This is a genomic window from Streptomyces chattanoogensis (assembly GCF_001294335.1).
Taxonomy (GTDB): Bacteria; Actinomycetota; Actinomycetes; order Streptomycetales; family Streptomycetaceae; genus Streptomyces; species Streptomyces chattanoogensis.
This window is the reverse complement of sequence record NZ_LGKG01000013.1, coordinates 124,978-149,727: the sequence shown is the minus strand read 5'-3', so window position 1 is coordinate 149,727 and position 24,750 is coordinate 124,978. Positions and strand designations below refer to the sequence as shown.

Annotated in this window: 22 protein-coding genes and 1 riboswitch; of the genes, 11 read left to right on the top strand and 11 right to left on the bottom strand. The window is 70.8% G+C overall.

Going from position 1 to position 24,750, the window contains the following annotated elements; all coding sequences use genetic code 11:
• Positions 1–273 precede the first annotated feature (273 nt).
• Complete coding sequence (gene cdgB, locus ADL29_RS04855) at positions 274–1,926, top strand: diguanylate cyclase CdgB (protein WP_053922500.1); 1,653 nt, start codon at positions 274–276, stop codon at positions 1,924–1,926.
• Positions 1,927–2,202: 276 nt separating this feature from the next.
• A complete protein-coding gene (locus ADL29_RS04850) occupies positions 2,203–3,090 on the top strand; it encodes a carbohydrate-binding protein (protein ID WP_053922499.1) in 888 nt (295 codons plus the stop codon).
• A gap of 75 nt (positions 3,091–3,165) precedes the next feature.
• Here ADL29_RS04850 and ADL29_RS04845 read toward each other — a convergent pair whose 3' ends face one another.
• The 3 genes from ADL29_RS04845 to ADL29_RS04835 all read right to left on the bottom strand — a co-directional run bounded on the left by ADL29_RS04845 (position 3,166) and on the right by ADL29_RS04835 (position 6,497).
• Positions 3,166–4,095, bottom strand: coding sequence for a 1-phosphofructokinase family hexose kinase (locus ADL29_RS04845; protein WP_053922498.1), 930 nt, complete (start codon positions 4,093–4,095; stop codon positions 3,166–3,168).
• A 246-nt stretch (positions 4,096–4,341) separates the two neighbouring features.
• Positions 4,342–5,565 carry an N-acetylglucosamine-6-phosphate deacetylase gene (gene nagA, locus ADL29_RS04840; RefSeq protein ID WP_053922497.1) on the bottom strand — a complete coding sequence of 408 codons (1,224 nt, stop codon included), beginning with the start codon at positions 5,563–5,565 and terminating at the stop codon, positions 4,342–4,344.
• Entirely contained in the window at positions 5,565–6,497 is a 933-nt protein-coding gene (locus ADL29_RS04835) for an ROK family protein (RefSeq protein ID WP_053922496.1), read from the bottom strand. Before ADL29_RS04835 ends, nagA begins: the two co-directional genes overlap by 1 nt.
• A 259-nt stretch (positions 6,498–6,756) precedes the next feature.
• Here ADL29_RS04835 and ADL29_RS04830 point away from each other — a divergent pair, with 259 nt between their 5' ends.
• The 3 genes from ADL29_RS04830 to otsB all read left to right on the top strand — a co-directional run bounded on the left by ADL29_RS04830 (position 6,757) and on the right by otsB (position 9,442).
• Positions 6,757–8,025, top strand: a complete 1,269-nt coding sequence (locus ADL29_RS04830; RefSeq protein ID WP_470621516.1) for an ABC transporter substrate-binding protein — start codon at positions 6,757–6,759, stop codon at positions 8,023–8,025.
• A 68-nt stretch (positions 8,026–8,093) separates the two neighbouring features.
• On the top strand, positions 8,094–8,411 hold the full coding sequence (locus tag ADL29_RS40515) for a DUF3263 domain-containing protein (protein ID WP_078970744.1): 318 nt from the start codon (positions 8,094–8,096) through the stop codon (positions 8,409–8,411).
• An 86-nt stretch (positions 8,412–8,497) separates the two neighbouring features.
• Positions 8,498–9,442 carry a trehalose-phosphatase gene (gene otsB, locus ADL29_RS04820; RefSeq protein WP_053922494.1) on the top strand — a complete coding sequence of 315 codons (945 nt, stop codon included), beginning with the start codon at positions 8,498–8,500 and terminating at the stop codon, positions 9,440–9,442.
• A gap of 194 nt (positions 9,443–9,636) precedes the next feature.
• Here the strand turns inward: otsB and ADL29_RS04815 are convergent, their stop codons facing one another.
• Both ADL29_RS04815 and ADL29_RS04810 read right to left on the bottom strand, forming a co-directional pair.
• Positions 9,637–11,148, bottom strand: coding sequence for an alpha,alpha-trehalose-phosphate synthase (UDP-forming) (locus ADL29_RS04815; protein ID WP_053922493.1), 1,512 nt, complete (start codon positions 11,146–11,148; stop codon positions 9,637–9,639).
• 76 nt (positions 11,149–11,224) lie between these two features.
• Complete coding sequence (locus tag ADL29_RS04810) at positions 11,225–12,226, bottom strand: glucosyl-3-phosphoglycerate synthase (protein WP_053922492.1); 1,002 nt, start codon at positions 12,224–12,226, stop codon at positions 11,225–11,227.
• 183 nt (positions 12,227–12,409) lie between these two features.
• Positions 12,410–12,574: riboswitch (SAM riboswitch) on the top strand.
• A 17-nt stretch (positions 12,575–12,591) separates the two neighbouring features.
• On the opposite strand from ADL29_RS04810, the gene thrC reads away from it, so the two are divergent.
• From thrC to groL, 4 genes are all read left to right on the top strand, one after another.
• Positions 12,592–13,875 carry a threonine synthase gene (gene thrC / locus ADL29_RS04805; protein WP_053922491.1) on the top strand — a complete coding sequence of 428 codons (1,284 nt, stop codon included), beginning with the start codon at positions 12,592–12,594 and terminating at the stop codon, positions 13,873–13,875.
• A 53-nt stretch (positions 13,876–13,928) separates the two neighbouring features.
• Entirely contained in the window at positions 13,929–14,207 is a 279-nt protein-coding gene (locus tag ADL29_RS04800; protein ID WP_046926545.1) for a MoaD/ThiS family protein, read from the top strand.
• 542 nt (positions 14,208–14,749) lie between these two features.
• Complete coding sequence (locus ADL29_RS04795; RefSeq protein ID WP_003986833.1) at positions 14,750–14,953, top strand: cold-shock protein; 204 nt, start codon at positions 14,750–14,752, stop codon at positions 14,951–14,953.
• Positions 14,954–15,284: 331 nt separating this feature from the next.
• Complete coding sequence (gene groL, locus ADL29_RS04790; protein WP_046926544.1) at positions 15,285–16,907, top strand: chaperonin GroEL; 1,623 nt, start codon at positions 15,285–15,287, stop codon at positions 16,905–16,907.
• A gap of 120 nt (positions 16,908–17,027) precedes the next feature.
• Here groL and ADL29_RS04785 read toward each other — a convergent pair whose 3' ends face one another.
• On the bottom strand, positions 17,028–17,675 hold the full coding sequence (locus ADL29_RS04785; protein WP_053922490.1) for a hypothetical protein: 648 nt from the start codon (positions 17,673–17,675) through the stop codon (positions 17,028–17,030).
• Positions 17,676–17,746: 71 nt separating this feature from the next.
• Entirely contained in the window at positions 17,747–18,616 is an 870-nt protein-coding gene (locus ADL29_RS04780; protein WP_053922489.1) for an AraC family transcriptional regulator, read from the bottom strand.
• Between the two features lie 281 nt (positions 18,617–18,897).
• On the opposite strand from ADL29_RS04780, the gene ADL29_RS04775 reads away from it, so the two are divergent.
• Positions 18,898–19,182: an antibiotic biosynthesis monooxygenase gene (locus ADL29_RS04775; RefSeq protein ID WP_053922488.1), complete on the top strand. Its 285-nt coding sequence runs from the start codon at positions 18,898–18,900 to the stop codon at positions 19,180–19,182.
• 96 nt (positions 19,183–19,278) lie between these two features.
• Here ADL29_RS04775 and ADL29_RS04770 read toward each other — a convergent pair whose 3' ends face one another.
• Positions 19,279–19,644: an ArsR/SmtB family transcription factor gene (locus ADL29_RS04770; RefSeq protein ID WP_245689143.1), complete on the bottom strand. Its 366-nt coding sequence runs from the start codon at positions 19,642–19,644 to the stop codon at positions 19,279–19,281.
• 112 nt (positions 19,645–19,756) lie between these two features.
• On the opposite strand from ADL29_RS04770, the gene ADL29_RS04765 reads away from it, so the two are divergent.
• Complete coding sequence (locus tag ADL29_RS04765) at positions 19,757–20,992, top strand: MFS transporter (protein WP_078970742.1); 1,236 nt, start codon at positions 19,757–19,759, stop codon at positions 20,990–20,992.
• Here ADL29_RS04765 and ADL29_RS04760 read toward each other — a convergent pair.
• From ADL29_RS04760 to ADL29_RS04750, 3 genes are all read right to left on the bottom strand, one after another.
• Complete coding sequence (locus tag ADL29_RS04760) at positions 20,982–22,625, bottom strand: PTS transporter subunit EIIC (protein ID WP_078970741.1); 1,644 nt, start codon at positions 22,623–22,625, stop codon at positions 20,982–20,984. The two genes, ADL29_RS04765 and ADL29_RS04760, sit on opposite strands and share 11 nt — an antisense overlap.
• A gap of 65 nt (positions 22,626–22,690) precedes the next feature.
• Positions 22,691–23,632: an N-acetylmuramic acid 6-phosphate etherase gene (gene murQ, locus ADL29_RS04755; RefSeq protein ID WP_053922487.1), complete on the bottom strand. Its 942-nt coding sequence runs from the start codon at positions 23,630–23,632 to the stop codon at positions 22,691–22,693.
• Between the two features lie 58 nt (positions 23,633–23,690).
• Positions 23,691–24,590 (bottom strand): MurR/RpiR family transcriptional regulator, encoded by a 900-nt coding sequence (locus ADL29_RS04750; protein WP_211274251.1) that lies wholly within the window; start codon positions 24,588–24,590, stop codon positions 23,691–23,693.
• Between the last annotated feature and the right edge of the window lie 160 nt (positions 24,591–24,750).

The window sequence follows — 24,750 nt, the reverse complement described above, 5'->3', positions numbered from 1 at the left end:
GTCGGACGACGGAGGCCGCCGGTATCTGTCCGAATTTGCGTTCAGGAAGTGCAAGTGCGGCGCGAAAGGGCCACGGAAATGCCGTTTGACGAGGCCCTTCGAAGATCATCAATATCCCTTTTCAGCTTGTGACTTGAGTCACAGCGCGCGGTAATTGTTGACCCTGTGTACCGAGTGAACAGCTCACTGTGATTCAGTGAGCGAAGAAAGAGCGTGGAATCGGGCGATCGAAGAATCCTGGAGTTGCTGTCGAGGTCTCAGGGAGAGCGAGCGATGGAGACCGAGTCGGAGCCATACGTCCGTCTTGCGACCCTGCGGCAGCTGCACCAAGTGGTCGCCGAACTGAATACCGCACGCAGCCTTGCGGACACCTTGCAGTCGGTTGCCGACGGCGTGATCGCGGGGCTGGGCTATGAACTGGCGGCGGTCAATCTCGTCCAGCCGGACGGCGATCTCGTCGTCGCGGCGGTGGCCGGCAGCGCGGGTGCCGAGGCGCTGATGGCGGGGCGGGTCGGATCCCGGTCCTCCTGGGAACGCCGGCTGTCCATGGGGGAGCGGTGGGGCGACCTGTGCTTCATCCCGCACACCGAGGGCTGGGTGCTGGACGACGACGATGTCCCGCAGTGGCACACGGCCGGGCCCGCGCCGCGGTTCCCCGACGAGTGGCATCCCATGGACCGGCTGTTCGCGCCGATGTACTCCCAGGCCAACGGCCGTGGCGAGCTGCTCGGCGTGATCTCCGTCGACCGGCCGCGCACAGGCCGGCGCCCCGGCGCCTGGGGGCGCGAGGCGCTGCAGATGTACGCGTTCCAGGCCGCCATCGCGATCAGCAACGCCCGGCTGCGGGCCAACATGCAGCGCGCCCTGGTCCGCCTTGAGCGCGAGCAGCAGGCCCTGCGCGCCAGCGAGGAAAGCTTCCGGCAGGCCTTCGAGTACGCGCCGAGCGGTATGGCCGTCGCGGAAATGGGCGGTGACCAGCACGGACGGCTGCTGCGCACCAATGACGCGCTCTGCCGGCTGCTGGGCCGCCCGGCCTCCGCGATGCGCCGCTACTCCTTCTCGGACCTGGTGCATCCCGAGGACATCGGAACCCTGCTGCGGACGTCGGCCGAGGGCGGCCGCGCCGAGCTGCGGCTGGCCCGGCGCGACGGGACCTATGTCTGGGTCTCGCTGCGCAATTCCGTGGTCGCCGACACCGCCGACGGGCCCCGGTTCCTGCTCACCCACGTCGAGGACATCGAGGACCGCAAGCGTCATGAGCTGCAGCTCGCGCACCGCGCCAGCCATGACTCGCTGACCGGCCTGCCCAACAGCGCCGAGCTGCGCGCCCGGCTCGGCGCCCGGCTGTGCTCCCGGCCGCCGGGCTCGGCGGCCGACGCCTACGCCTCCTCGGCCACCCTCACGGCGGACCCGGGTGGTCCGCATGCCTTCCGGCCGGGCGGCAAGGAACCGTTCGACGGCGGACCCGGCGGCTACGACCACCATGTGCCCACCGTCGACCCCACGGAGGGCCCGGATGACGACGGTGCCAAGGGGCTCGCGGTCCTCTTCTGCGACCTCGACGGTTTCAAGTCGATCAACGACCGCTTCGGGCACCACACGGGCGACGCGGTGCTGATCGAGGTCGCCCGCCGGCTGACCAGCGGCGTCCGGGACGGCGATACGGTCGCCCGGCTGGGCGGCGACGAGTTCGTGGTGCTGGCGGACGGTCTGGGCACCGCCGACGCCCAGGACCTCGCGGTGCGGCTGCGGAACGCGATCATCCCGCCGATCCGGGTGGACGGCCGGGCGGTGCGGGTCGGCGCCAGCTTCGGCATCGGCTGGGCGAGCTGCGGGATGACCGCCGAGGAGGTCCTGGCCTCGGCCGACCAGCGGATGTACGTCGAGAAGCGGTCCCGCTCGAAGGCGAACCGCCGGGCGGGGTGAGCCGCAACGGACGGGCCCCGCTGCCCTCGCGCGGCGCATTGACGCGTATCTCACACGCGCCGCATACCCACCGCATTCCACCCCGGCCCACCAGCCGTTCACCGATCTGTAGCGATCTTGTGGCTCTCCCGGCTCGGTGTGGGCATGCCCCGAAGGGGTAGGCTGCGCCGATGCGGCGCGCTGCCGACGGGGGCCCGGAACAGACAGATCGTGCAGCCGACGCGCATGCGTATCTACGCAGACCGACGCGTACACCTCGCTTGGGAGTGACACGGAATGACGGCCGGCAACAACGGCGCGGACACGCCGGAGAACGACGACCCGTTCGGCTACCTCTACCGCTCGGAGGGCGGCGACGGTGGCGCACCGGGCTCGGCGGCCGGTGGGCCGGCGCGGCAGCCGGGAGTCCCGAGAACCTCCTACAACCAGGTGCGGGCGGTCGGTGAGCGGCAGTACGGGGGCCAGCAGAACGCGCACTACGCCGCTCCCGAGACGCTGCCGGGCGGTGAGCGGACGCGTTCGGTCCCGGCCCAGGGCTACGACCAGGAGCCCCGGCGCAGCCGTAACGGGCTGCTGATCGGTGCCGTCGCGGTGGTCGCGGTGGTGTGCATAGGCATCGGCGTGGCGATGCTCACCAACGGCAACAAGGACTCGGACGACACCGCGAACAAGCCGGGCCCGGCGGCCGGCGACTCGGTGGCCCCCAGCAAGGAGCCCGACGCCAAGCCCACTCCCGCTGAGCTCCCCAAGCAGGACGCGGGCAGCCTGCGGCTCGACGGCGGCGCCACCACCGCCAAGGACATACCGGGCGCGCGCTCGGCGAACGGCACCTATGTCGCGGGGATGAACACCCCGGGCGCCTCGGCCACTTGGACGGTCGACGTCGACAAGAAGGGCACGTACAAGCTCTATGTCGACTACGGCGTGCCCGGCAAGGACGCCAATCTCACGCTGACCGTGAACAGCAAGGTCGACCCCCGGCCCATTTCCCTGAAGAACTTCGCGCATGCCCCGGAGGGGGCCTGGGACAAGGGCTGGACCGAGTCCTGGTCGCTTGTGCAGCTCAACGCGGGCACCAACACCATCAAGATGTCCTGTGAGAGCGGCAATCAGTGCGATGTGAATCTTGAGAAGGTGTGGCTCGCGGACAAGGGCAAGAAGTAGCGGGCTCGGCGCCGCCACCCGCCCCTCGACGCCAACACCCCCTCCAGCACTGGTGTTTCACGTGAAACGTCCGGTTCACGCCGCCGTCGGATGATCCGTTACTACGACCCGCGGCAGCAGCTCCTCATACGTCGCCGGATCGAACTCGCCCGCGGCCGCGGCCCGTACCGTCGCGGCCGACAGCGCCACCGCGCGGGTCAGCCGGTCCGGCCACGGCAGATCCTCCACCAGCCCCGACAGCAGCCCCGCCACCGCCGAATCGCCGGCGCCCGTCGGATTGCCCGCGATACGCCGCGGCGGGGCGGCCTGCCAGGCGCCGTCCGCGGTGACCGCGAGCATGCCCTTTGCGCCCAGTGAGGCGGCCACCGCATGGGCGCCCCGGCGGCGGGCGTCGCGGGCGGCGCGCAGCGGTTCGGTGCTGCCGGTGAGGGCGGCCAGCTCATCGGCGTTGGGTTTGGCGAGATCGGGGCGGGCGGCCAGCCCCCGGCGCAGCGGTTCGCCGCTGGTGTCCAGCAGGACCGGCACCCCGGCGGCGTGGGCGGCGCGGGTGAGCCGGGCGTAGACATCGACCGGGACGCCCGGGGGGAGGCTGCCACACAGGGCCACCGCCCGTGCCTCGCCGAGCAGTTCGCGGTAGGTGCCGAGGAAGGTGTCCCATTCGGCGGGCGAGACGGTCGGGCCCGGTTCGTTGAGCTGGGTGGTGTCGCCGGTGGCCCGGTCGACGACGGCGACGGTGCGGCGGGTGGCGCCGCCGACCGGCACCAGGGCGTCGGTGACCTCGCTCTCCTGGGAGAGCAGGGCGCGCAGCGCCTGGCCCGTGCCGCCGCCCGCGAAGCCGGTGGCGACCGTGCGGTGGCCGAGCGCGGCCAGGACCCGGGCGACGTTCAGGCCCTTGCCGCCGGGGCGTTCGGTGACTTCGGCGATCCGGTTGGTGGTGTGGGTACGGAGCCGGGGCAGCCGATAGGTGATGTCCAGTGCGGCGTTCAGCGTGACCGTGAGGATCATGGTTCCCCCTCCCGCGCCGTGCTCGGACGGCTGTGCCGGTGGGTGGCAGCCGTTGGCCGGGCAGTCGTTGGCCCGGAGTACGGACCGAGGTCGGGCAACCGCGTTCGGCGGTGGCATGCGGACAAGTGCGCGAGCGATCATGCCATCGCCGGTGGTGGTTGGCCCAGACCCGGTTCAGCCGCAGGTTGGCGGGGAACCGGCCGCCAGGGGGCGTCGGCCGGTCACCGCGCCGTGGTGTCCGTCCGGTCAGGCCCCTCCGGGACGTACCAGCCATGCGCCCTGGCGCATCACGCCGACCAGGTCGTATCCGGCGTCCAGCACCACCAGGTCGGCGTCCTTGCCGGCCGCCAGGGACCCCACCCGGTCGTCGATGCCGAGCAGTCGGGCGGGGTTGGCCGACAGCGCCTGGACGGCCTGATCCACCGTCAGGCCGTCGACCGTGACGGCCCGCTTGAAGGCGCGGTCCAGGGTGAGCGTGGACCCGGCGATGGAACCGGCCGTCGGCCCCTCGCTGATCCGCGCGACGCCGTCCTTCACCTCGACCCGCATCGGGCCGAGCGGATACATCCCGTCGGTCATCCCTGCCGCGCCCATCGCGTCCGTGATGAAGGCGGCGCGCTCGGCGCCGGCGGAGCGGAAGGCCAGCTGGAGCACCGCGGCATGCAGATGCGTGCCGTCGTTGATCAGCTCCACGGTGATCCGCTCGTCCTCCAGGAGGGCCGCGACCGGGCCCGGCGCGCGGTGGCCCAGGCCCGGCATCGCGTTGAAGAGGTGCGTGGCCACGGTCGCGCCCGCGTCGACGGCCTCGCGGGTGGCGTCGTAGGAGGCATCGGTGTGGCCGATGGCCGCGATGATGCCGGCGTCGGCGAGCAGCCGTACGGACTCGAGGCCGCCGGGCAGCTCCGGGGCGACGGTCATCATCCGGGCGGCGCCGTGCGCGGCGTCGATCAGCTTGCGGACCGCGGCCGGGTCGGGGTCGCGCAGCAGGCCGGGCTGGTGGGCGCCGCAGCGGCCGGGGGAGATGAACGGGCCCTCGAAGTGGATACCGGCCAGATCGCCCTGCTGGACGAGCTCGGCGAGCACCGCGGCCTGCCGGGAGAGGTCGTCGAGGGCGCCGGTGACGGTGGAGGCGACCATCGAGGTGGTGCCGTGGCGCCGGTGGGTGTCGACGACCGTCAGGCATTCCTCGGGGTCCGCGGAGGAGAAGGAGCCGCCGCCTCCGCCGTGGAGATGCATATCGACGAAACCGGGCACGACGAGATGGCCCGGGAGGTCGAGGACCTCGGTGTCCGGATCGCGGGGGAGGCCGCCGTCCGCGTCGAGGTCCCGGCTACGGATATCGGCGATCCGGGTGCCCTCGACGGTGATCCGGCCGCTGTCGACGGTGCCGGTCGGGCGGGCGATCCGGGCGCCCGCCAGAACGGTGCGCCGGGGCTGCGCGGGCCGGGCCGGGGAACGGTGCAGTGCCATCAGGCGGTTACCTCCGTGGAGAGAAGATCCCAGGCGAGCAGTCCTGCGCCCAGGCACCCGGCCGCGTCCCCGAGGGCCGCCGGAACGATCGAGGGGACCGGCTGGAACGTAACGCGCCGGCGGACCGCTTCCCGCAGAGGCACGAACAGCGTGTCGCCCGCCTCGGCGAGTCCGCCGCCGATGATCAGCAGCTCGGGGTCGAGCAGGGTGAGCCCGGTGACCAGGCCGTCGGCGAGGGCGTCCACGGCGTGGTGCCAGACGGTGCGGGCGCGCTCGTCGCCCGATTCCACGGCCTTGGCCGCGTCCGCCGCACCGGCCTGCGGATCGCCGCAGACCGCCGCCCAGTCCCGGCCGACCGCGGCGGCCGAGGCCAGCGTCTCCAGACAGCCGCGCTGTCCGCAGCCGCACTCCCGCCCGCCGGGCCGTACGACGATGTGGCCGATCTCGCCCGCGCTGCCGTGTGCGCCCGCCTCGATCCGGCCGTTGATGCCGATGGCGCCCGCGATGCCCGTACCGAGCGGTACGAACAGGAACCGGCCGGCGTCCCTTCCCGCGCCGATCCGGCCCTCCGCCAGGCCCCCGGTGCGGACGTCGTGCCCGAGCGCGACCGGCACCCCGCCGAGCCGCTCGGACAGCAGGGCCCGCATGGGTACGTCCCGCCAGCCGAGGTTGGCGGAGTAGACGGCGGTGCCTGACGCCTCGTCAACGATGCCGGGGACCGCGACGCCGGCGGCCGCTGCCGCGGCGCCGAACCGTGTCCGGCCGAGCTCCTGCAGCTCGGCGGCGAATCCGAGGATCGTCCGGATCACCGCCTCGGCCCCGCGCTCGCGGCCGGTGGGGCGCCGCGCCTCGTGGAGCAAAGTGCCGTCCGCCCCTACGAGGGCGGCTTTCATCCCGGTGCCGCCCACATCCAGGGCGATGACGTTTCTCACGGCAACAGTTTTGCGCGATCCCCCATAAAAGGTCTAGTCCACTCACCGTATCTGTGGCCCCTTGCGCCTGTTCGGCCTGGTCGGCGCCCGGTCTCGTGATCTTTGCGTGGGCAGGGCGATATCGAAGAGAGACTTCCGGTGGTGTAGACCTTGTGGAGACATGCGAGAAACACTCGCAGTTCATTGCGGTGGAGGGTGATCCCCGACACCGAGATGGACCCGGCACATACAGAATTTCGGGACAAGGCGGTAATCAACGGTGCAGCGGCGGTACTTGAGCCTGACGGCGGCGGGAATTGCCACCGTCATGACCCTCACTCTCACCGGCTGTGGAGCCGGCTCGGGCGACGGCGACGTCACGCTCAAGCTCATCGCGGCGGACTACGGCGACAGTGAGGCCAACAGCTCCCGGCACTACTGGGACAACCTCGCTCACGAGTTCGAGAAGAAGAACCCCGGCATCAAGGTCGACGTCGACGTCTACAGCTGGACCGAGGTCGACAAGAAGGTCGAGGACCTGGTCAAGGCGGGCAAGGCCCCCGACATGGCGCAGGTGGGCGCGTACGCCGACTACGCCGCCCGCCACCAGCTCTACAGCACGGACAAGCTGCTCTCCATACCCACCGAGGCCGACTTCACCCCGGGCATATCGGACGCCGGGGAATACAACCGGGTGCAGTACGGCATGCCGTTCGGCGCCAGCACCCGGCGGCTCTTCTACAACAAGAAGCTCTTTGCCAAGGCGGGCATCACCAGCCCCCCGAAGACCTGGGACGACATCGCCCACGACGCCCAGCTGCTCAAGGAGCACGGCGTGAAGATGCCCTTCGCGCTGCCGCTCGGCCCGGAGGAGACCCAGGCCGAGACGCTGCTGTGGATGCTCGGCGGGGGCGGCGGCTACACCGACACCATCGGCAAGTACACGATCGACTCGCCGCAGAACATCCGGACCTTCCAGTGGCTGCAGAAGAACCTCGTCGCCAAGGGCCTGACCGGCGAGGCCCCCGCCGACGTCAACCGCGCCGATGCCTTCCAGGGCTTCGCCGACGGTGACGTGGGCATGCTCAACGGCCACCCCACCCTGATGAAGCAGGCCGAGGCCAAGGGCGTCGACTACGGGACCACCGAACTCCCCGGCATCGACGGCAAGGCCAAGACCACCATGGGCGTCGCCGACTGGATGATGGCCTTCAAGCAGCCCGGCCACCGCAGCGAGGTCGGCAAGTTCCTCGACTTCGTCTACACCACGAAGAACGTGCTGAAGTTCTCCAGCACCTACGGGCTGCTGCCGGTCACCTCCTCCGCCTCCCAGGCGATGATGTCCGACGACAAGTACAGCAAGCTGCACGGCTTCCTCGAGCAGCTCCCGCACGCCCAGTTCTACCCGGCCGACAAGACCTCCTGGCCGCTGGTCTCCAAGACTCTCAAGGCAAAGATGGGCGCCGCCGTGGGCCCCCGCGGCAACCCGTCCGCCGTGCTCACCGACATCCAGAACACCGCGGACGCGGCGGACAACACCGTCGGCTGACGGCGCACGCGGCCGCCGGGGCCGCCCGGCCGGGCACTGTCCGACCGTGGGCTTATCGTGGGAATGTGATGACGGGCGGTACGGAGACGACGGGCGACGGCGCGGGCACTGCGGACGGTGCCGGCGCCGGTGACCGTACGGACGGGGAGGGCGGTCCCGCCGCCCCGCTCTCCTCCCGTGACGAAGCGGTGCTCGCCGTCGAGCGCCGCTCCTGGCCCGGCCCCGGCGCCAAGGAGCGCGTCATCCGAGAGCGTCTCGGTATCTCCCCGACCCGCTACTACCAGCTCCTGAACGCCCTGTTGGACGACCCCCGCGCGCTCGCCCACGACCCGGTCACCGTCAACCGCCTGCGCCGGATACGCGACGCCCGCCGCGCCCGCCGCTGACCCCGGCGCCCCGGCGCTGCCCTCCGGCACCCCGGTGCTCCCGTACACCCGGCGTGCGCCCAGGTCCCGCCGGTAGGGTCGGCGCCATGGGCAGCCCCGGAAACGCCGCGCCGAATTCCGAACCGACCCCGCCGACCCCGCAGTCCGCACCGCCGGCGGACGCCGCGCCGCCGCACGTCCTCCCCGCACCGGCGACCGAGGCCGGCCGCGAGGGCCTCTCCGCTCTCCTCTCCCACCCCGAACGCACCGTCATCGCCCTCGACTTCGACGGCACCCTCGCCGACATCGTCCCCGACCCCGAGAAGGCCCGCGCCCGCCCCGGCGCGGTCGCCGCCCTCGGCCGCCTCGTCCCCCGGCTGCGCGCCGCGGCCGTGATCACCGGACGTCCGGCCACCGTCGCGGTCCGCCTCGGCGCCTTCGACTCCGCCCCCGGCCTGGACCGCCTCACCGTCCTCGGCCACTACGGCGCCGAGCGCTGGGAAGCGACCACCCGCACCGTTCACGCCCCGCCACCGCACCCCGGCATCGCCGCCATACAGGCCGAACTCCCCGGCGTACTGGACGCCTCCGGCGTCTGGCGCGGCACCTGGGTGGAGACCGCCATCGAACGCAAGGGCGGCCGCGCCATCGCCATCCACACCCGCCGCGCCACCGACCCCCAAAGCGCCTTCGAACGCCTCCGCGGCCCCCTCGCCGCCCTCGCCGAACGCCACGGCCTGATCGTCGAACCGGGCCGCCTGGTCCTGGAACTCCGCCCCCCGGGCATGGACAAGGGCGTCGCCCTCGCCGACTGGATCCACGAAACCGGCGCCGCCACCGTCCTCTACGCCGGCGACGACCTGGGCGACCTGGCCGCCTTCGCCGCCGTCGAGAAACTCCGTTCCGAAGGCCTCACCGGCACCCTCGTCTGCAGCGGCAGCAAGGAGGTCACCGAACTGGCCGAGCGCGCCGACCTGGTGGTGGACGGGCCGACCGGGGTGGTGGGGCTGCTGGGCGCACTCGCGGACCGGCTGGCGGCGGACAACCCCTAGGGGGCGTTCGAACAGATCCCCTAGGGGATGGGGGCGCCCCTTGCAGGCCACAACGGGGCGGGGGCGGGTGGTATTCCCGGGGCTTGACGGTGGTTCGGGCCTGGTCGACGGTGGTTCGGGCCTGGTCGGTCGGTGGTTCGGGCCTGGTCGGTCGGTGGTTCGGGCCTGGTCGGCGGCGGTCCGTCGGACAGGCCCTAGTCCTCCTTCAGTGCCCGCAGCTGGTCCAGGAACCACTGGGCTGGCGGCAGCGCGGTGGCGGCCGCGGCGAGGCGGGCGGTGCGCTCGGACCGTTCCGTGTCGTCCATCGAGAGGGCGGTGTGCAGTGCCTCGGCGGTGGCGTTGATGTCGTACGGGTTGACGACGATCGCGTCCTCGCCCAGCTCCCAGTACGCGCCCGCTCCCCGGGAGAGCACCAGCGCACAGCCCCGGTCCGAGACCACCGGCACCTCCTTCGCGACCAGATTCATACCGTCCCGGATCGGATTGACCAGCGCCACATCCGCCAGCCGGTACGCGGCGAGCGACCGGGCGAAGTCGTCCTTGACGTGCAGCACGACGGGCTGCCAGCCCGCTGTTCCGTACTCCGCGTTGATCTCCTCGGCGAGGCGCCCGACCTGTGCCGTGTACTCCCGGTAGACGGCCAGGTCCTGCCGCGAGGGATAGGCGAAGGCGAGATGCACCACCCGCTCGCGCCACTCGGGCCGGTCGGCGAGCAGCCGGCGGTAGGCGAGCAGCCCGCGCACGATGTTCTTCGACAGCTCGGTGCGGTCGACCCGGACGATGGTCTTGCGGTCTGTCCCGCCGGTCCGGCCGATCTGCTCGCGCAGCGCCGTCAGCCGCTCGCCGACATCGGGCCGGTGCGCCCGCTCGCGCAGAAACTCCCCGTCGGCGCCGAGGCCGTGCACCCCGATACGGGTCTTGCGCGGCGTGAGCCACGTCGAGACGAGATACGCATCCTTTTCGCGCGGCCGGTGCGCCTCGCATTCCGGCCCCAGCGCCCACTGACAGCAGTCCATGAAGGCCCGCGCCCAGTGCCGGGTCAGGAAATTCGCCCGGTCCGCGCCGAGGATGCCCGTCACCAGCTTCCGCTGGATGTCGTCGGGCAGCATCGCGAAGTAGTCGGCCGGCGCCCACGGTGTATGCGAGAAATGCGCGATCCGCAGGTCAGGGCGGCGTTCACGGAGCAGTCCGGGCACCAGCGCCAGGTGATAGTCCTGTACGAGAACGGCCGCACCTGGCGCCGCGGTCTCGGCCAGCGCATCCGCAAAGGCCGTGTTGTATGCCTCGTACGACGCCCATTGCGCGCGGAATTCCGTGTCGAATACCGGCTCCAGCGGCGTCTGGTACAGCATGTGGTGGACGAACCACAGCACGGAATTGGCAATTCCGTTGTACGCGTCCGCATAGACCTCCGCCGGAATATCCAGCATCCGGACCCGCTGGCCGCCCGTGTCCGCCGGATCCAGGGCGCCCCCGGTCCGCCGTACGGCCTCCCGGTCGCCCTCCCCGAGCGCCGCGCACACCCACAGCGCGTCGGTGTCCGGACCGATGGCCGACAGGCCCGACACCAGCCCGCCACCGCCCCGCTTGGCGGTCAGCGCGCCGCCTTCCCCCACGGCGTACGACACCGGACCGCGATTGGACGCGACGAGGACCTCGGCACCTGACTGCGCCGCACTGCGCTCGGAGACCGTCTCGGAGACCATGTCGCGACATTAACCAGCTGCCGATCCGCGCAAACGTACGGAAACCAGCCGCGCTCAGGGACCGGCAGGGCGGTTCTCAGGCCGCCCGCCGCTTCGCGTACTCCGGTATATCGGCCATCGGGGGGCGCTCCTCCGTGTCCACATCCGTCGTCCGCGGTACGAAGCCGTGCTCACCGCGGTCGAACTGGGTGAGGCGGGGGCGGACCAGATGGCCGCGGGTGAGGCGGAGCTGCGCGGTGCGGTAGATGGCGGCGGCCATCCGGCCCAGGGCCTTGCCGTCCTGGTGGCGGTGCTTGCGGACGCCGACGTCCACCTGTGCCAGGGCATCCAGGCCGACCGTGTGCAGGGCGTCGACCAGGAGGCCGAGCTCGACGCCGTAGCCGACCGGGAAGGGCAGGCGCTCCAGGAGCGAGCGGCGGGCCGCGTACTCGCCGCCCAGGGGCTGGACGAAACCGGCCAGCTGCGGCCAGTGGAGATTCAGGAGGGGGCGGGCGACCAGCTCGGTCACCCTTCCGCCTTGCTCGCTTCCGGCGAGACGGTCCCCCTGGCCTGCGCCGGAGCCTTCGCCGGCCCCTCCGCCGCCGGCCTCCAGGGGGCGGTCGTACATCGCCTTGACGAAATGGATGTCGGGGTCGGTCAGCAGCGGCCCGACGATGCCGGAGACAAAGGTGGCGGAGAATTCGCGCAGGTCGGCGTCGATGAAGCAGATGATGTCGCCGGTGGTGGCGAGCAGGGAGCGCCACAGGACCTCGCCCTTGCCGGGGAGCGCCGGAATCCGGGGGAGGACGCTGTCCCGGTGGACGACCACGGCGCCGGCCGCCGCCGCGACCTCGGCCGTACGGTCGGTGGAGCCCGAATCCAGCACCACCAGCTCGTCCACCAGAGGGACGGCATCGGTCATCAGGCCGTCGCGGATCGCCGTGACGATGGCGCCGACCGTGGCCTCCTCGTCCAGGGCCGGCAGGACGACGCTGACCGTGCGGCCGCTCTGGCGCTTGGCCTCCAGCAGCCGCCCGAGCGGCCGGTCGGCCGCGGACCAGGAGCGGCTGCTGAGCCAGCGCTCCACTTCTTCCAGCACGTTTACGACTCCTCGGTGGCCGCCGGGTCAGCGGCCGACGGGTGATCCATCTGTGATCCATCTCGCGGTTCGGACGACTATCTCAACTGTCAGAGCCTTCGGTTACAGTCTTGGACAACGCGGATGACCGTCGCATGCCGGGGTCACCGCCACAAACGCCTGGGTTTCGGCCCAGCGCCATACCGCTCATCCAGAGGGGCAGAGGGATACGGCCCGTTGAAGCCCCGGCAACCCTCCAGTCGGTCTCCGCCGCAGACAGCTGCTGCCAGCTCAGCGCGCGCGAGGCTCCCGGCTAGGGAAGGTGCCAAATCCGTCTCGTGGCGAGATGCGTCGCGAGGAAGATGAGGAGAAAGGGCCTCGCCTCCATGGCTGTGCAAGTCACCGAAACCGCCACCACTCCCGCTGTTGCTCTGGGTCCGGCCGCCGCGCTCTCCTGCCGCGAATGCGGCCAGCGCTTCCCGCTCGGTCCCATCTTCGCCTGCCAGGAATGTTTCGGGCCGCTCGAAGTGGCGTACGACCTGCCGAGCGGCGACCCCGAGAGCCTGAGGAAGCGGATCGAGGCCGGTCCGCACAACATCTGGCGCTACGCCCCGCTGCTGCCCGTCCCGGCCGATGTCGCCGACAAGCCGAACCTCAACCCCGGCTTCACCCAGCTCGTCAAGGCCGACCGCCTCGCCGCCGAGCTCGGCGTCACCGGCGGCCTGTACGTCAAGGACGACTCCGGCAACCCGACGCACTCCTTCAAGGACCGCGTGGTGGCCATCGCGGTCGAGGCCGCGCGGGCCTTCGGTTTCACCACCCTCTCCTGCTCCTCGACGGGCAATCTGGCCGGTGCGGTCGGTGCGGCCGCCCGCCGGGCCGGCCTGAAGTCCTGCGTCTTCATCCCGCACGACCTGGAGGCCGGCAAGGTCGTCATGGCCGCGGTCTACGGCGGCGACCTGGTCGGCATCGAGGGCAACTACGACGACGTCAACCGCTTCTGCTCGGAGCTCATCGGCGACCCACTGGGCGAGGGCTGGGGCTTCGTCAACGTCAACCTCCGCCCGTACTACGGCGAGGGTTCCAAGACCCTGGCGTACGAGATCTGCGAGCAGCTGGGCTGGCAGCTCCCGGACCAGATCGTCATTCCGATCGCCTCCGGCTCCCAGCTCACCAAGATCGACAAGGGGTTCAAGGAGCTGATCGCCCTCGGCCTGGTCGAGGACCGGCCGTACAAGATCTTCGGCGCCCAGGCGGAGGGCTGCTCCCCGGTGTCGGCGGCCTTCAAGGCCGGGCACGACGTCGTACGCCCCCAGAAGCCGAACACCATCGCCAAGTCGCTGGCCATCGGCAACCCGGCGGACGGGCCGTATGTGCTCGACATCGCGCGGCGTACCGGCGGTGCGGTGGAGGATGTCGACGACGGGCAGGTCGTGGACGCCATCAAGCTGCTGGCCCGGACGGAGGGCATCTTCGCGGAGACCGCGGGCGGGGTGACCGTCGGCGTGACGAAGAAGCTGATCGAGGACGGCCTGCTCGACCCGGCGCTCACCACCGTCGTCCTGAACACCGGTGACGGCCTGAAGACCCTGGACGCCGTCGCGGCCGGGCCCACGGCCACCATCCGGCCGGACCTGGACGCGTTCCGCGCGGCCGGCCTGGCCGGCTGAGCCCCGGCCCGTACCCCGAACTCGTATCCCGCAGTCGCTGGAAGGCAGAACCCATGAGCGTCAAGGTCCGCATCCCGACCATCCTCCGCACGTACACCGCCGGCCAGGCCGAGGTCGCCGCCGAGGGCGCGACCCTCGCCGAGGTGATCTCCGACCTGGAGAAGAACCACACCGGCATCGCGGCCCGCGTGCTGGACGACGCGGGCAAGCTGCGCCGGTTCGTGAACGTCTACGTGAACGACGACGACGTCCGCTTCGAGCAGGGACTGGAGACGCCGACGCCGGACGGTGCGGGCGTGTCCATCATTCCGGCGGTGGCCGGAGGCTGCTGACGGATCGGTGCACGGCGGCCGAACATCGACCGGACGCCGGTCGGACATCGACCAGGCATTGTTTTGCGCCATCTCTTGCTGTGCGTGACTGAAATTGCCCCATCCGCCCAAAAGCGGATGGGGCAATTCCATGCCGGGAAAGGCGATACCATGGGGGAGATCTCTTTCGTGCGAGCCCTCGTACAACCCCCTTTTGCCTCGCGTATGACCCCTCATACGACCCCTTGTGCGTCTCTCGTGCGTGCCCCGTGCATATCTGATCGCCATCACTTGTGCCCGAAGTGTGTGCAGCAATTGTCGGATACGTGAGCTATGCCCGGCCCGACTTGCCCCGCCGTAACGGCACTTGGCCGCATAATTCCTGATTCCCCGGCGCCATAATTCTCGTCTGATTGACCTGTTGCGCTGGGCATTGGTGCGGATACATTCAGCGGCGGTCGACGCGTTCCGGCGCACACCCCGCGGGCCTTTCGGGGGGTGAGGTCTGACCCGGGTCCGCGGAGTGCGGTCCTGTGCAAGGGCCAGTAATAGGGGAGTTAGGCATGGCTCAGGGCACCGTCAAGTGGTTCAACGCGGAGAAGGGCTACGGCTTCATCGCGGTCGACGGTGGTGCGGATGTATTCGTCCACTACAGCGCGATCCAGATGGACGGCTACCGCACCCTTGAGGAGGGTCAGCGGGTCGAGTTCGAGATCTCGCAGGGCCAGAAGGGGCCGCAGGCGGACATGGTCCGGGTGGCCGGCTGAGGCGCCGACCGACTGCAGCGTCGGGAAGGCCCGCACCCTTTGGGGGTGCGGGCCTTCTGGCGTGCCGGACCACGTCGCCCCCGGCTGCTTGCGCCCCCCGTCGCCCGACCACCACCCCAGCCGAGACTCCTACGGAGCCGCTTGCACTCTCGGGGGTCGAGTGCTAATCATTGGCGTTAGCACTCTCCGGGTGAGAGTGACAATCAAGGATCGGGTCGGTGAGGTCCGCGGGCCGGGTGGGGCAAGGAACCACACGGCGTGCAGACCGTCCGTCGCGGGCGCCAGCGCGGTCCGGAGCAATCCACCCCGATGTCCGGGAGGACCACTTCACATGGCCAAGATCATCGCGTTCGACGAGGAGGCACGGCGCGGTCTCGAGCGCGGGATGAACCAGCTCGCCGACGCCGTCAAGGTCACCCTCGGCCCCAAGGGCCGTAACGTCGTCCTCGAGAAGAAGTGGGGCGCCCCCACGATCACCAACGATGGTGTGTCCATCGCCAAGGAGATCGAGCTCGAGGACCCGTACGAGAAGATCGGCGCCGAGCTGGTCAAGGAGGTCGCGAAGAAGACGGACGACGTCGCCGGTGACGGCACGACGACCGCGACCGTCCTGGCCCAGGCCCTGGTCCGCGAGGGCCTGCGCAACGTTGCCGCCGGTGCCAACCCGATGGCGCTGAAGCGCGGTATCGAGAAGGCCGTCGAGTCCGTCTCCGCCGCCCTGCTCGAGCAGGCGAAGGATGTCGAGACCAAGGAGCAGATCGCTTCCACCGCCTCCATCTCCGCCGCCGACACCCAGATCGGTGAGCTCATCGCCGAGGCGATGGACAAGGTCGGCAAGGAAGGCGTCATCACCGTCGAGGAGTCCCAGACCTTCGGTCTGGAGCTGGAGCTCACCGAGGGTATGCGCTTCGACAAGGGCTACATCTCGGCGTACTTCGCGACCGACATGGAGCGCATGGAGGCGGCCCTGGATGACCCGTACATCCTGATCGTCAACTCCAAGATCGGCAACGTGAAGGACCTCCTTCCGCTGCTCGAGAAGGTCATGCAGTCCGGCAAGCCGCTGCTGATCATCGCCGAGGACGTCGAGGGCGAGGCCCTGTCGACCCTGGTCGTCAACAAGATCCGTGGCACCTTCAAGTCCGTCGCCGTCAAGGCCCCGGGCTTCGGTGACCGCCGCAAGGCCATGCTCGGCGACATCGCCATCCTCACCGGTGGCACCGTCATCTCCGAGGAGGTCGGCCTCAAGCTGGAGAACGCCGGTCTCGACCTGCTGGGCCGCGCCCGCAAGGTCGTCATCACCAAGGACGAGACCACCATCGTCGACGGTGCCGGCGACAGCGACCAGGTCCAGGGCCGCGTCAACCAGATCCGCGCCGAGATCGAGAACAGCGACTCGGACTACGACCGCGAGAAGCTCCAGGAGCGTCTGGCGAAGCTGGCCGGCGGCGTGGCCGTCATCAAGGCCGGTGCCGCCACCGAGGTCGAGCTCAAGGAGCGCAAGCACCGCATCGAGGACGCCGTGCGCAACGCCAAGGCGGCCGTCGAGGAGGGCATCGTCGCCGGTGGTGGCGTGGCCCTGCTGCAGGCCTCCGCGGTCTTCGAGAAGCTGGAGCTCGAGGGTGACGAGGCGACCGGCGCCAACGCCGTGAAGCTCGCCCTGGAGGCCCCGCTCAAGCAGATCGCCGTCAACGGTGGTCTCGAGGGCGGCGTCGTCGTGGAGAAGGTGCGCAACCTGGCCGTCGGCCACGGTCTGAACGCCGCCACCGGCGAGTACGTCGACATGATCGCCGAGGGCATCCTCGACCCGGCGAAGGTGACCCGTTCTGCCCTGCAGAACGCGGCCTCCATCGCGGCGCTGTTCCTGACCACCGAGGCCGTCATCGCCGACAAGCCGGAGAAGGCCGCCGCGGCCGCTCCGGGCGGCATGCCGGGCGGTGACATGGACTTCTGATCCGTCATCGGATCGGACACACGTCCAGACGTTCGTCGGGGCGGCACCCTCCTCCCAGGGGTGCCGCCCCGGCGGCGTTCCCGGCCTGCACGCAGAGCCCCGGCCCTGCTCCCGGTGCGCCTATCCGGCGTGGGCCGTCGACCACCGCATGCCGTCCACCATGTGCTCCAGATAGCCCGCGTCCCGCACCGTCACCGTGATGTCCGCAGAGGGCCACTCGCTGAACGGACGGGTGGTTATCAGCGTCCAGGCGCGCTCGTAGGCCGGATCGACCTCGTCGTGGATGCGGGCGAGCTCCTCGCGCTCTCCCGGTGGCCAGGGGTCGTACGCGTCCTCCACCTCGGCCACCTCGCTGTAGAGCGGCAGGGACCGGAGGGGGCCGGCCTCGTAGGACGTCACGATGCCGGCCGCCCGGCGGGCGAATTCCCCGGGGTCCGGAGCGCCCGAGGTGAATTCGGTCGCGCTGAGCTGGATCTCCTTGCCGAGGACGAGATCATGGAGCTCCTGGAACTCGTCCCTCAACCGCATCCCCGCGACGGTCCGGGCCGCCTCCTCCTCGGGTATGGGGAGCCGGTCGCCCCTGCCGCCACGGGAGCTCTGCGTGTGCAGATACCCCTTCGTCAGCAGGAACCAGGCGTCCACCAGGAGGGCCAGCGGGAAGGTGGCCTTCTCGGGGACGTACGGGGCGTCGGGGTTGATGAGGTGCACCCTCGCGTGCAGGGTGCACCCGTCAACGCCGTTGATGGACACGGTGTAGAGGTCTGTCATGCCAGGACGGTATCGGCCGTCGCCGACACACGGCTCAACTGCCCTCCACGGAAAGCCGGTTGCCTGCCGTGTCAGTGCGAGGGCTCCCGCTCCACCGGTATCCACAGCTCCGAGTCCGCCCGAGTCCCGTCCTCCGACGGCCGGGTGCGCAGGATTTCCGGCCCCGGCCGGCTCCGGTAGGGATTGGACGGGAACCACTGGGTGAACACATCCCGCCAGAGGTACTGGAGCGACTCCGGGAACGGCCCGGAGTCCTCGAAGACGGCCCAGGTCCCGGCCGGGACGCTGAGCGTGTCCAGGTCCTCCGGCGCGGGCGAACCCGTCACCACACCGTGGTAGTAGTCGAGTTCGGTGCCCTCCGCACGGCTCGGGTCCAGGTTGTCGGTGACGGCGACGATCCCCTCCGGCGCCTGATCGGACAGCTCCGCGATGCGCCGCAGTTCCTCCTTGCCGATGCTCCGGATGAATTCGGCGATCGCCGGGTTCACCCCCTGATGGACGAGCGGGACCCGCGCCTTCTTTCCGACCACCTGGAACTCGTCCTTCTCCACGACCCGGTACCGCATGCTGCTGCTCCCTTCGATGATGAGGCGGAAGGACATCCGTGGCTGGGAGCGCAGGGCCGCACCGGTCCGCCTGGCCTCACCGGGCCCGACGCCGTGTACGGCGCGGAAGGCCCGTGCGAACGCCTCGCCCGATCCATAGCCGTAGCGCACCGCGACCTCCAGCAGCGTCCGCTCGTCGGCGAGCACCTCGGCACCCGCGACGGTCAGCCGCCGGCGCCGGATGTACTCCGACAGCGGCATCCCCGCCAGCGCGGAGAACAGCCGCCGGAAGTGGTACTCCGACGTCAGCGCGATCCGCGCCAGCTCGGCCGCCTCGATCTGTTGGTCGAGGCGGTGCTCGATGTGCTCCATGGCCTGGTTCAGCCGCTCCAGCACCTCGGTCTCCTTCCCTTCTGATCACTCACGTCAGGAAGCATCGATGGTGCCGGACCCGGCATCCTGTGCCCGGTCCGGGTCGGCGGTGGCCGTCAATGAGGCGACGGCGGGGGGCCGTTGGGGTCGTAGGCAGGCCGTGGAATAACATACATACGTGCATGCATGTATGAGAGTGCAGGGCGCGCGGTGAGCTGGATCATGCCGCCGTCCATGTGCTTTCGATGAGATCGCCGGCGGTTCCCAGTCCAGGCCCACCATCGAGAAAGCCAGGGGAGAGCGACATGAAGGTCGGCATGGTGGCAAGTCACTATCCGCACGCTGCCTACCGCGAGGAGTTCGTCGCGCGTGTCCAGCAGGTCGCCGAGGTGTTCCGGCAGGCGCCGGGCTGCCTTTCGGCCGACTACTGGCTGTCCGCCGACGGCGAAGCCGTGGTTTCGATCGTGCAGTGGGAGTCCGAGGAGGCGTCCGCCGCATCGTTCGCCGCCATAGCGGCGGCCGGGGTGGACGTTGCCTATGACGAGCGCGAGGCGCGCCCGCGCGAGATTGTCCGCCTGGTCGCGGCCTGATCGCAGCAGGAACCCGCTCGCCCGGATGAAGCCGGGCGGGCGGGTTTTGCGGTGCCGGGGCGAGTCGTATGTGCAGCTGCGGGCGGGCGCGGGGGCTTAGAGCTCTTCTCCCTCGGCGGATTTGAGCAGCGCGTCCAGGAAGCCGGGGAAGCGTGCGTCGAGGTCGGCGCGGCGCAGCTGTACGTAGCGGTTGCGGCCGACGGCCCGCGTGGAGGTGATCCCGGCCTCGCGCATGATCCGCATATGGTGCGAGACGGTCGACTTGTGCAGATGGTCGAGCCCCAGCCGCTCTGACGAGCAGTCGCACTGCTCCCCGTTCGCGTAGACCCGCAGAAGGTGCAGGCGGGTCGGGTCCCCGAGTGCATGCAGGATCTTCACCAGCCGGATGTCTCCGGTCTCGGGCTGCGGCAGCAGCGCACCGTCTTCGTCGCCCGTCATGTGATCCGTCACTTGCTCGCTCATCCGTCCACTGTATTTCCTCGCCGGCAGACTGTTTGACAATGATCCAACAGTCTCTATTGTTTGATGCACGTCAAACTTACGTGTGCCGTTGTGGCCCATGGGAAGGACACCCGTGCGTCTCCGCCTGCTCCTGCTCGCCCTCGGCAGCTTCGCCGTCGGCACCGACTCGATGGTGATGGCCGGCATCCTCGGCCTGATCGCCCGCGACCTGGACATCTCCGTACCGGCGGCCGGCCAGATGGTCACCGTCTTCGCCCTGTCCTACGCGGTGCTCGCCCCGGTGCTCGCGACCGCCGCCGCCCGCTGGCCGCGCCGGCGGCTGCTGCTGACCGCGCTCACCGTCTTCACCGTCGCCAACGCGCTGAGCGCCGTGGCACCCAACTACCCAGTCCTGCTGGCCACTCGGGTCCTGGCCGCGGCCGGTGCCGCGCTCTACGGCCCGACCGCCAACGCCGTGGCCACCACCCTCGTACCGCCCGAGCGGCGCGGCCGTGCGCTGGCCACCGTCCTCGGCGGCATGACGGTGGCCACCGCGCTCGGCGTGCCCCTGGGCACCTACATCGGGCGTACGGACTGGCGGCTGACGATGTGGCTGGTGGTCGCCCTGGGAGCCGCGGCGTTCCTCGGTATCTCCCTGCTGCTCCGCGAACTGCCGGCCCCGGAAGCCGCGCCCGGCCTGCGCGCCCGCCTCGCCCCGCTGCGCAACCGGAGCGTCGTGGTCGCCGCGCTCACCACCTTGGTGTTCTTCCTGGCCGTCAACGTCGTCTACATCTATCTGGGCATCGCGGTGCGCCCCGCCACCGGAGGCGACGCGGGCCGGCTGAGCCTGGTCATGCTGGTCTCCGGCGTTTCCTCGATTGCCGGCAACTGGCTGGGCGGCCGGGCGGTCGACCGGCTGGGCGTGCGGACCGTTCTGCTCAGCGGTGGCGGGCTGGCCGCGGCGGCCGCCCTCGCGCTGCCCTGGGCCTCGGCGACGATGCCGGGCACGCTCGTCTACGCCGCGGTCGCACCGGTCGCCGGGTGGGCCGTCGCGGTGGCGCTGCCGCACCGGCTGGTGTCCCTCGATCCGCCCAATGCGCCCCTGCTGATCTCCCTCAACAGCAGTGCCCTCTACCTGGGGGTGGCCACGGCGGGCGGTGTGGGCAGCCTCGCCCTGACCGTCCTCGGTAGCCGCTGGTTCCCGCTCGTCTCGGTAGCGCTGAACCTTGTGGCGCTGACGCTGGTGGCGGTGACGGTGCGCCGGCGCCCGGCCCGGCGCACCGATGGCGTACCGGCCGCCGGTTCCGTACCGGCCACCGCTCCGGTACAGCCGGCCGGGCACGCACGGGATGTGAGTGTCAGGCGGTGACCGACTCCTTGTCCGGGGGTGTGTCGTCGGGGGTGGCGGCGGTGAACGGCGCGGGGGAGACGAGGGGCGCGGTGTCGTCGGCGGTGGCGTTCAGCTCGGTGAGCATCTGCCTGCTGAAGCCGAAGAGATAGGTGGCCAGGAAGCCGGTGACATAGCCGACCACCAGGCCCAGGGCGTAGACGGCGAGTGTGACGCCGATGCCCTGGTTGCCCTTGACCAGGGGGAAGAGGGCCCAGCCGGACGGGCCGATGGCGGTGGATCCGACGGTGTCGCCGAGTTGGTTGAACAGGCCGACGAAACCGCCGCCGAAGGCGCCGCCGAGACAGGCGGTGATGAAGGGGCGGCCGAGGGGGAGCGATACGCCGTAGATGAGGGGTTCGCCGACGCCCAGGAAGCCCGCGGGGAGGGCGGATCTGACGGTCGCCCGGATCGGGCCGTTGCGGGGGAGGCGGAGATAGACGGCGATCGCGGCGCCCACCTGGCCCGCACCGGCCATGGCCAGGATGGGGAGCAGAACGGTGTAGCCCTGCTGCTCGATGAGGGTGGTGTGGATGGGGATGAGGGCCTGGTGGAGGCCCAGCATGACCAGGGGGAGGAAGAGGCCGCCCAGGAGGAATCCGGCGACCGCGCCGCCGTGGGCGAGCAGCCCGTTGGCGAAGACGCCGATGGCGGCGGAGACCTCCCCGGCGGCGTACATCAGGCCGTAGACGGTGACCAGGCCGGTGAGCAGGACGGTGAGGGTGGGGGTGAGGAGGACGTCCAGGGCGGCGGGCACCAGCCTCCGGCAGTGTTTTTCCACCTGGACGGCGAGGAGGGCGGCGGCCAGCGCGCCGAGAACGCCTCCCTGTCCTGGGGAGAGCTGCCGGCCGAAGGCGGTGATGTGGGCGATGCCCGGGAAGACGATGACCGCGGCGACCGCGCCGCCGAGGACCGGGGTGCCGCCGAATCCCTTGGCGGTGTTGTAGCCGACGAAGACGGCGATCAGGGACATGAAGCCGGCGGCGACGGCGGTCAGGGCCGGGACGACCGAGGGCGCCCAGCCGAGGTTGGTGAGCATGCCGTTGAGGCCTGCGACGATGCCGCAGCCGATCAGGGCCGGGATCAGCGGGACGAAGATATCGGCGATCCGGCGGAGGAAGAGTTTGAACGGGGTGGCGTTCTTGGCCCGTTGACGGGCTTTGAGGGCGGCCCCCTGGGCGGCGAGGCCGGCGCCGGAGGTGGCAGCGGTGGAAGCGGCGGGGGCGGACGGGCCTGCCGCCCGGCGCCTGGTCTCCTCGACGAGGCGCTCGAACTCGGGGGTGACCCGGGCGACCGTCCCGGGACCCAGGACGACCTGGTAGGTGTCGTCCTCGACCACACCCATCACGCCGGGCACGGCCTTGAGGGCTTGGTCCTGGACCAGCGAACGGTCCTGGATGCCGAGGCGGAGCCGGGTCATGCAGTGGGCGATGGACGTGACGTTCCCGGCGCCGCCGACCAGCGGAAGGATCGCGGCGGCGAGAGCGCGGTTCTTGTCCGGGCTCGTGCCGGGGCTCGTGCCGGGGCTCGTGCCGGGGTTCGTGCCGGGGTTCGTGTGGGGATTCGAGCGGGGGTTTGAGTCGGGGTTCGTGTCGCGGTTCTTGCCTTCGGTCATCGGAGGTTCTTCGGGCATAGGGGATGCCTTGCTGTGCGGACGACGGCGAGGGGCCTCGCGCGCGGTCAGTGGTTCCCGGCGGCCTCGAGGGCGTCGCGGAGGTGGCCGTGGGACTTTTCGAGAAGGAGGGCCGCGGTCGGGCCGTCGACCTTGCCGAGGAGGGTCAGGATGGCGTTCTTGACCTCGCCGTTCGTCGCGGCGAGAGCGGCCTCGATCTCCGGCTCCGCGGCGCCGGTGGCCAGCGCGACGATCCGGCGCGAGCGGGCCCGCAGCTTGTCGTTGGTGGCGCGGACGTCGACCATCAGATTTCCGTAGGTCTTGCCCAGACGGATCATGGTGATGGTCGAGAGCATGTTGAGCACGAGCTTCTGGGCCGTACCGGCCTTGAGCCGGGTGGATCCGGTCAGCAGCTCGGGGCCCACGACGACCTCGATGCCGTGTTCGGCGGCCGCGGCCAGCGCGGAGCCGGCGTTGCAGGACAGGCCGATGGTGAGCGCGCCGAGGGCGCGGGCGTGCTCGACGGCCCCTATGGCGTACGGGGTGCGGCCGGAGGCGGAGATGCCGACGACGGTGTCCTGGCCGGTCAGGCGGATCGCGGTCAGATCCTCGGCGGCGAGGTCCTTGCTGTCCTCGGCGCCCTCGACGGCGGTGACCATCGCGGGCGGGCCGCCCGCGATCAGCCCGAGGACCTCGGCGGGATCGGTGTTGAACGTCGGCGGGCATTCGCTGGCGTCCAGCACGCCGAGCCGCCCCGCCGTGCCGGCACCGGCATAGACCAGCCGGCCGCCGCGCGCCATCCGCTCCGCCGTGGCGTCGATGGCGGCGGCGATCCGGGGGAGCTGTGCGGCGACGGCGGCGGGGACGGCGGCGTCCTCGCCGTTCATCGTGCGGGCGATGTCGAGGGTGGAGCGGCGGTCGATATCGGCGAACTCGGGGCGGAACGCCTCGGTGGTGAGGGCGTCCAGCTCGGCGCGCAGGCCGGTGTGGTCGGCGGTGGAGGAGGTCATGACGTGACGGCTCTTTCCGGGGGCGGGATCGTGCCCGCAGCGGGGGCTGGTCGGAAGGTCAGGGCTGGTGACGGTGGGCGAGAGCCTCGTAGGAGGCGGACAGCGCGGGCGCGGCGGTCTCGTACGTACGCTGGGCGACGCCTATGAACAGGCAGTCCACCACGAGGAGTTGACTCGTCCGGGACGACATCGCGGCCGGCCGCAGCTCGCTCTCGCGGGCCGTGGAGGTGGTCAGGATGTGGTCGGCGTACGCGGCGACCTCGCCGTCGGGGCGGCCGGTGACCGCGATGGTCGTCGCGCCGTTGTCGAACGCCACCCGCAGCGGCTCTATGACATCGGTGGTCCGGCCGGAGTGGGTGATCGCGATGGCGACATCGCCGGTACGCATCTGCACGGCGTTCGTCACGGCGAGATGCGGGTCGGAGTGCGCCTGCGCGATCAGGCCGATGCGCAACAGCTTCTGCACGAGGTCCTGGCCGACGAGACTGGAGGCCCCGATGCCGTACACATCGATGCGGCGGGCTCCGCAGAGCGCGGCGACGGCTGCATCGAGCTGGCCGACATCGAGCCCGGCGGCGGTGTCGGCCAGACACTGCTGTTCCTCCTGCGCGAGCTTGGCGACGACGTCGACAAGGGAATCGTCGACCGCTATGTCCGCGGTCACGGCGGGGGCGCCGCCGGCCGCCTGCTGCGCGGCGAGCGCGGCCAGGGCGAGGCGCAGGTCGCGATAGCCGGGGTAGCCGAGCAGACGGGACGTGCGCACGACGGTGGCCTCGCTGGTGCCGGTGCGCTCGGCGAGGCCGGTGACGGTGAGGGCGGCGCAGCCGGCGGGGTCGCCCGCGACCGCTTCCGCGACCCGCTGCATGGAGCGGGTCATGGTCGGGCCGAGGGCGCGGACCTTGGCGGCCAGGGCCGCGGGGGCGGGGGGAGTCGGGGCCGGTCGGGTCTCGACGGCCATGTCCTTCGCGGCCTCCCCGGCCGCGCTCTTGAAAGTTTCCTTCACGCTGCTGCTCACGTGTGAAAAGTAATTTCATCCGGGTGCCGCGTCAACGTTCGCCGTGCGGGTTGTGGAAAAGTCGCGTGGCACGGACCGGGCTGTGGACAGCGGCCCGGCCGGC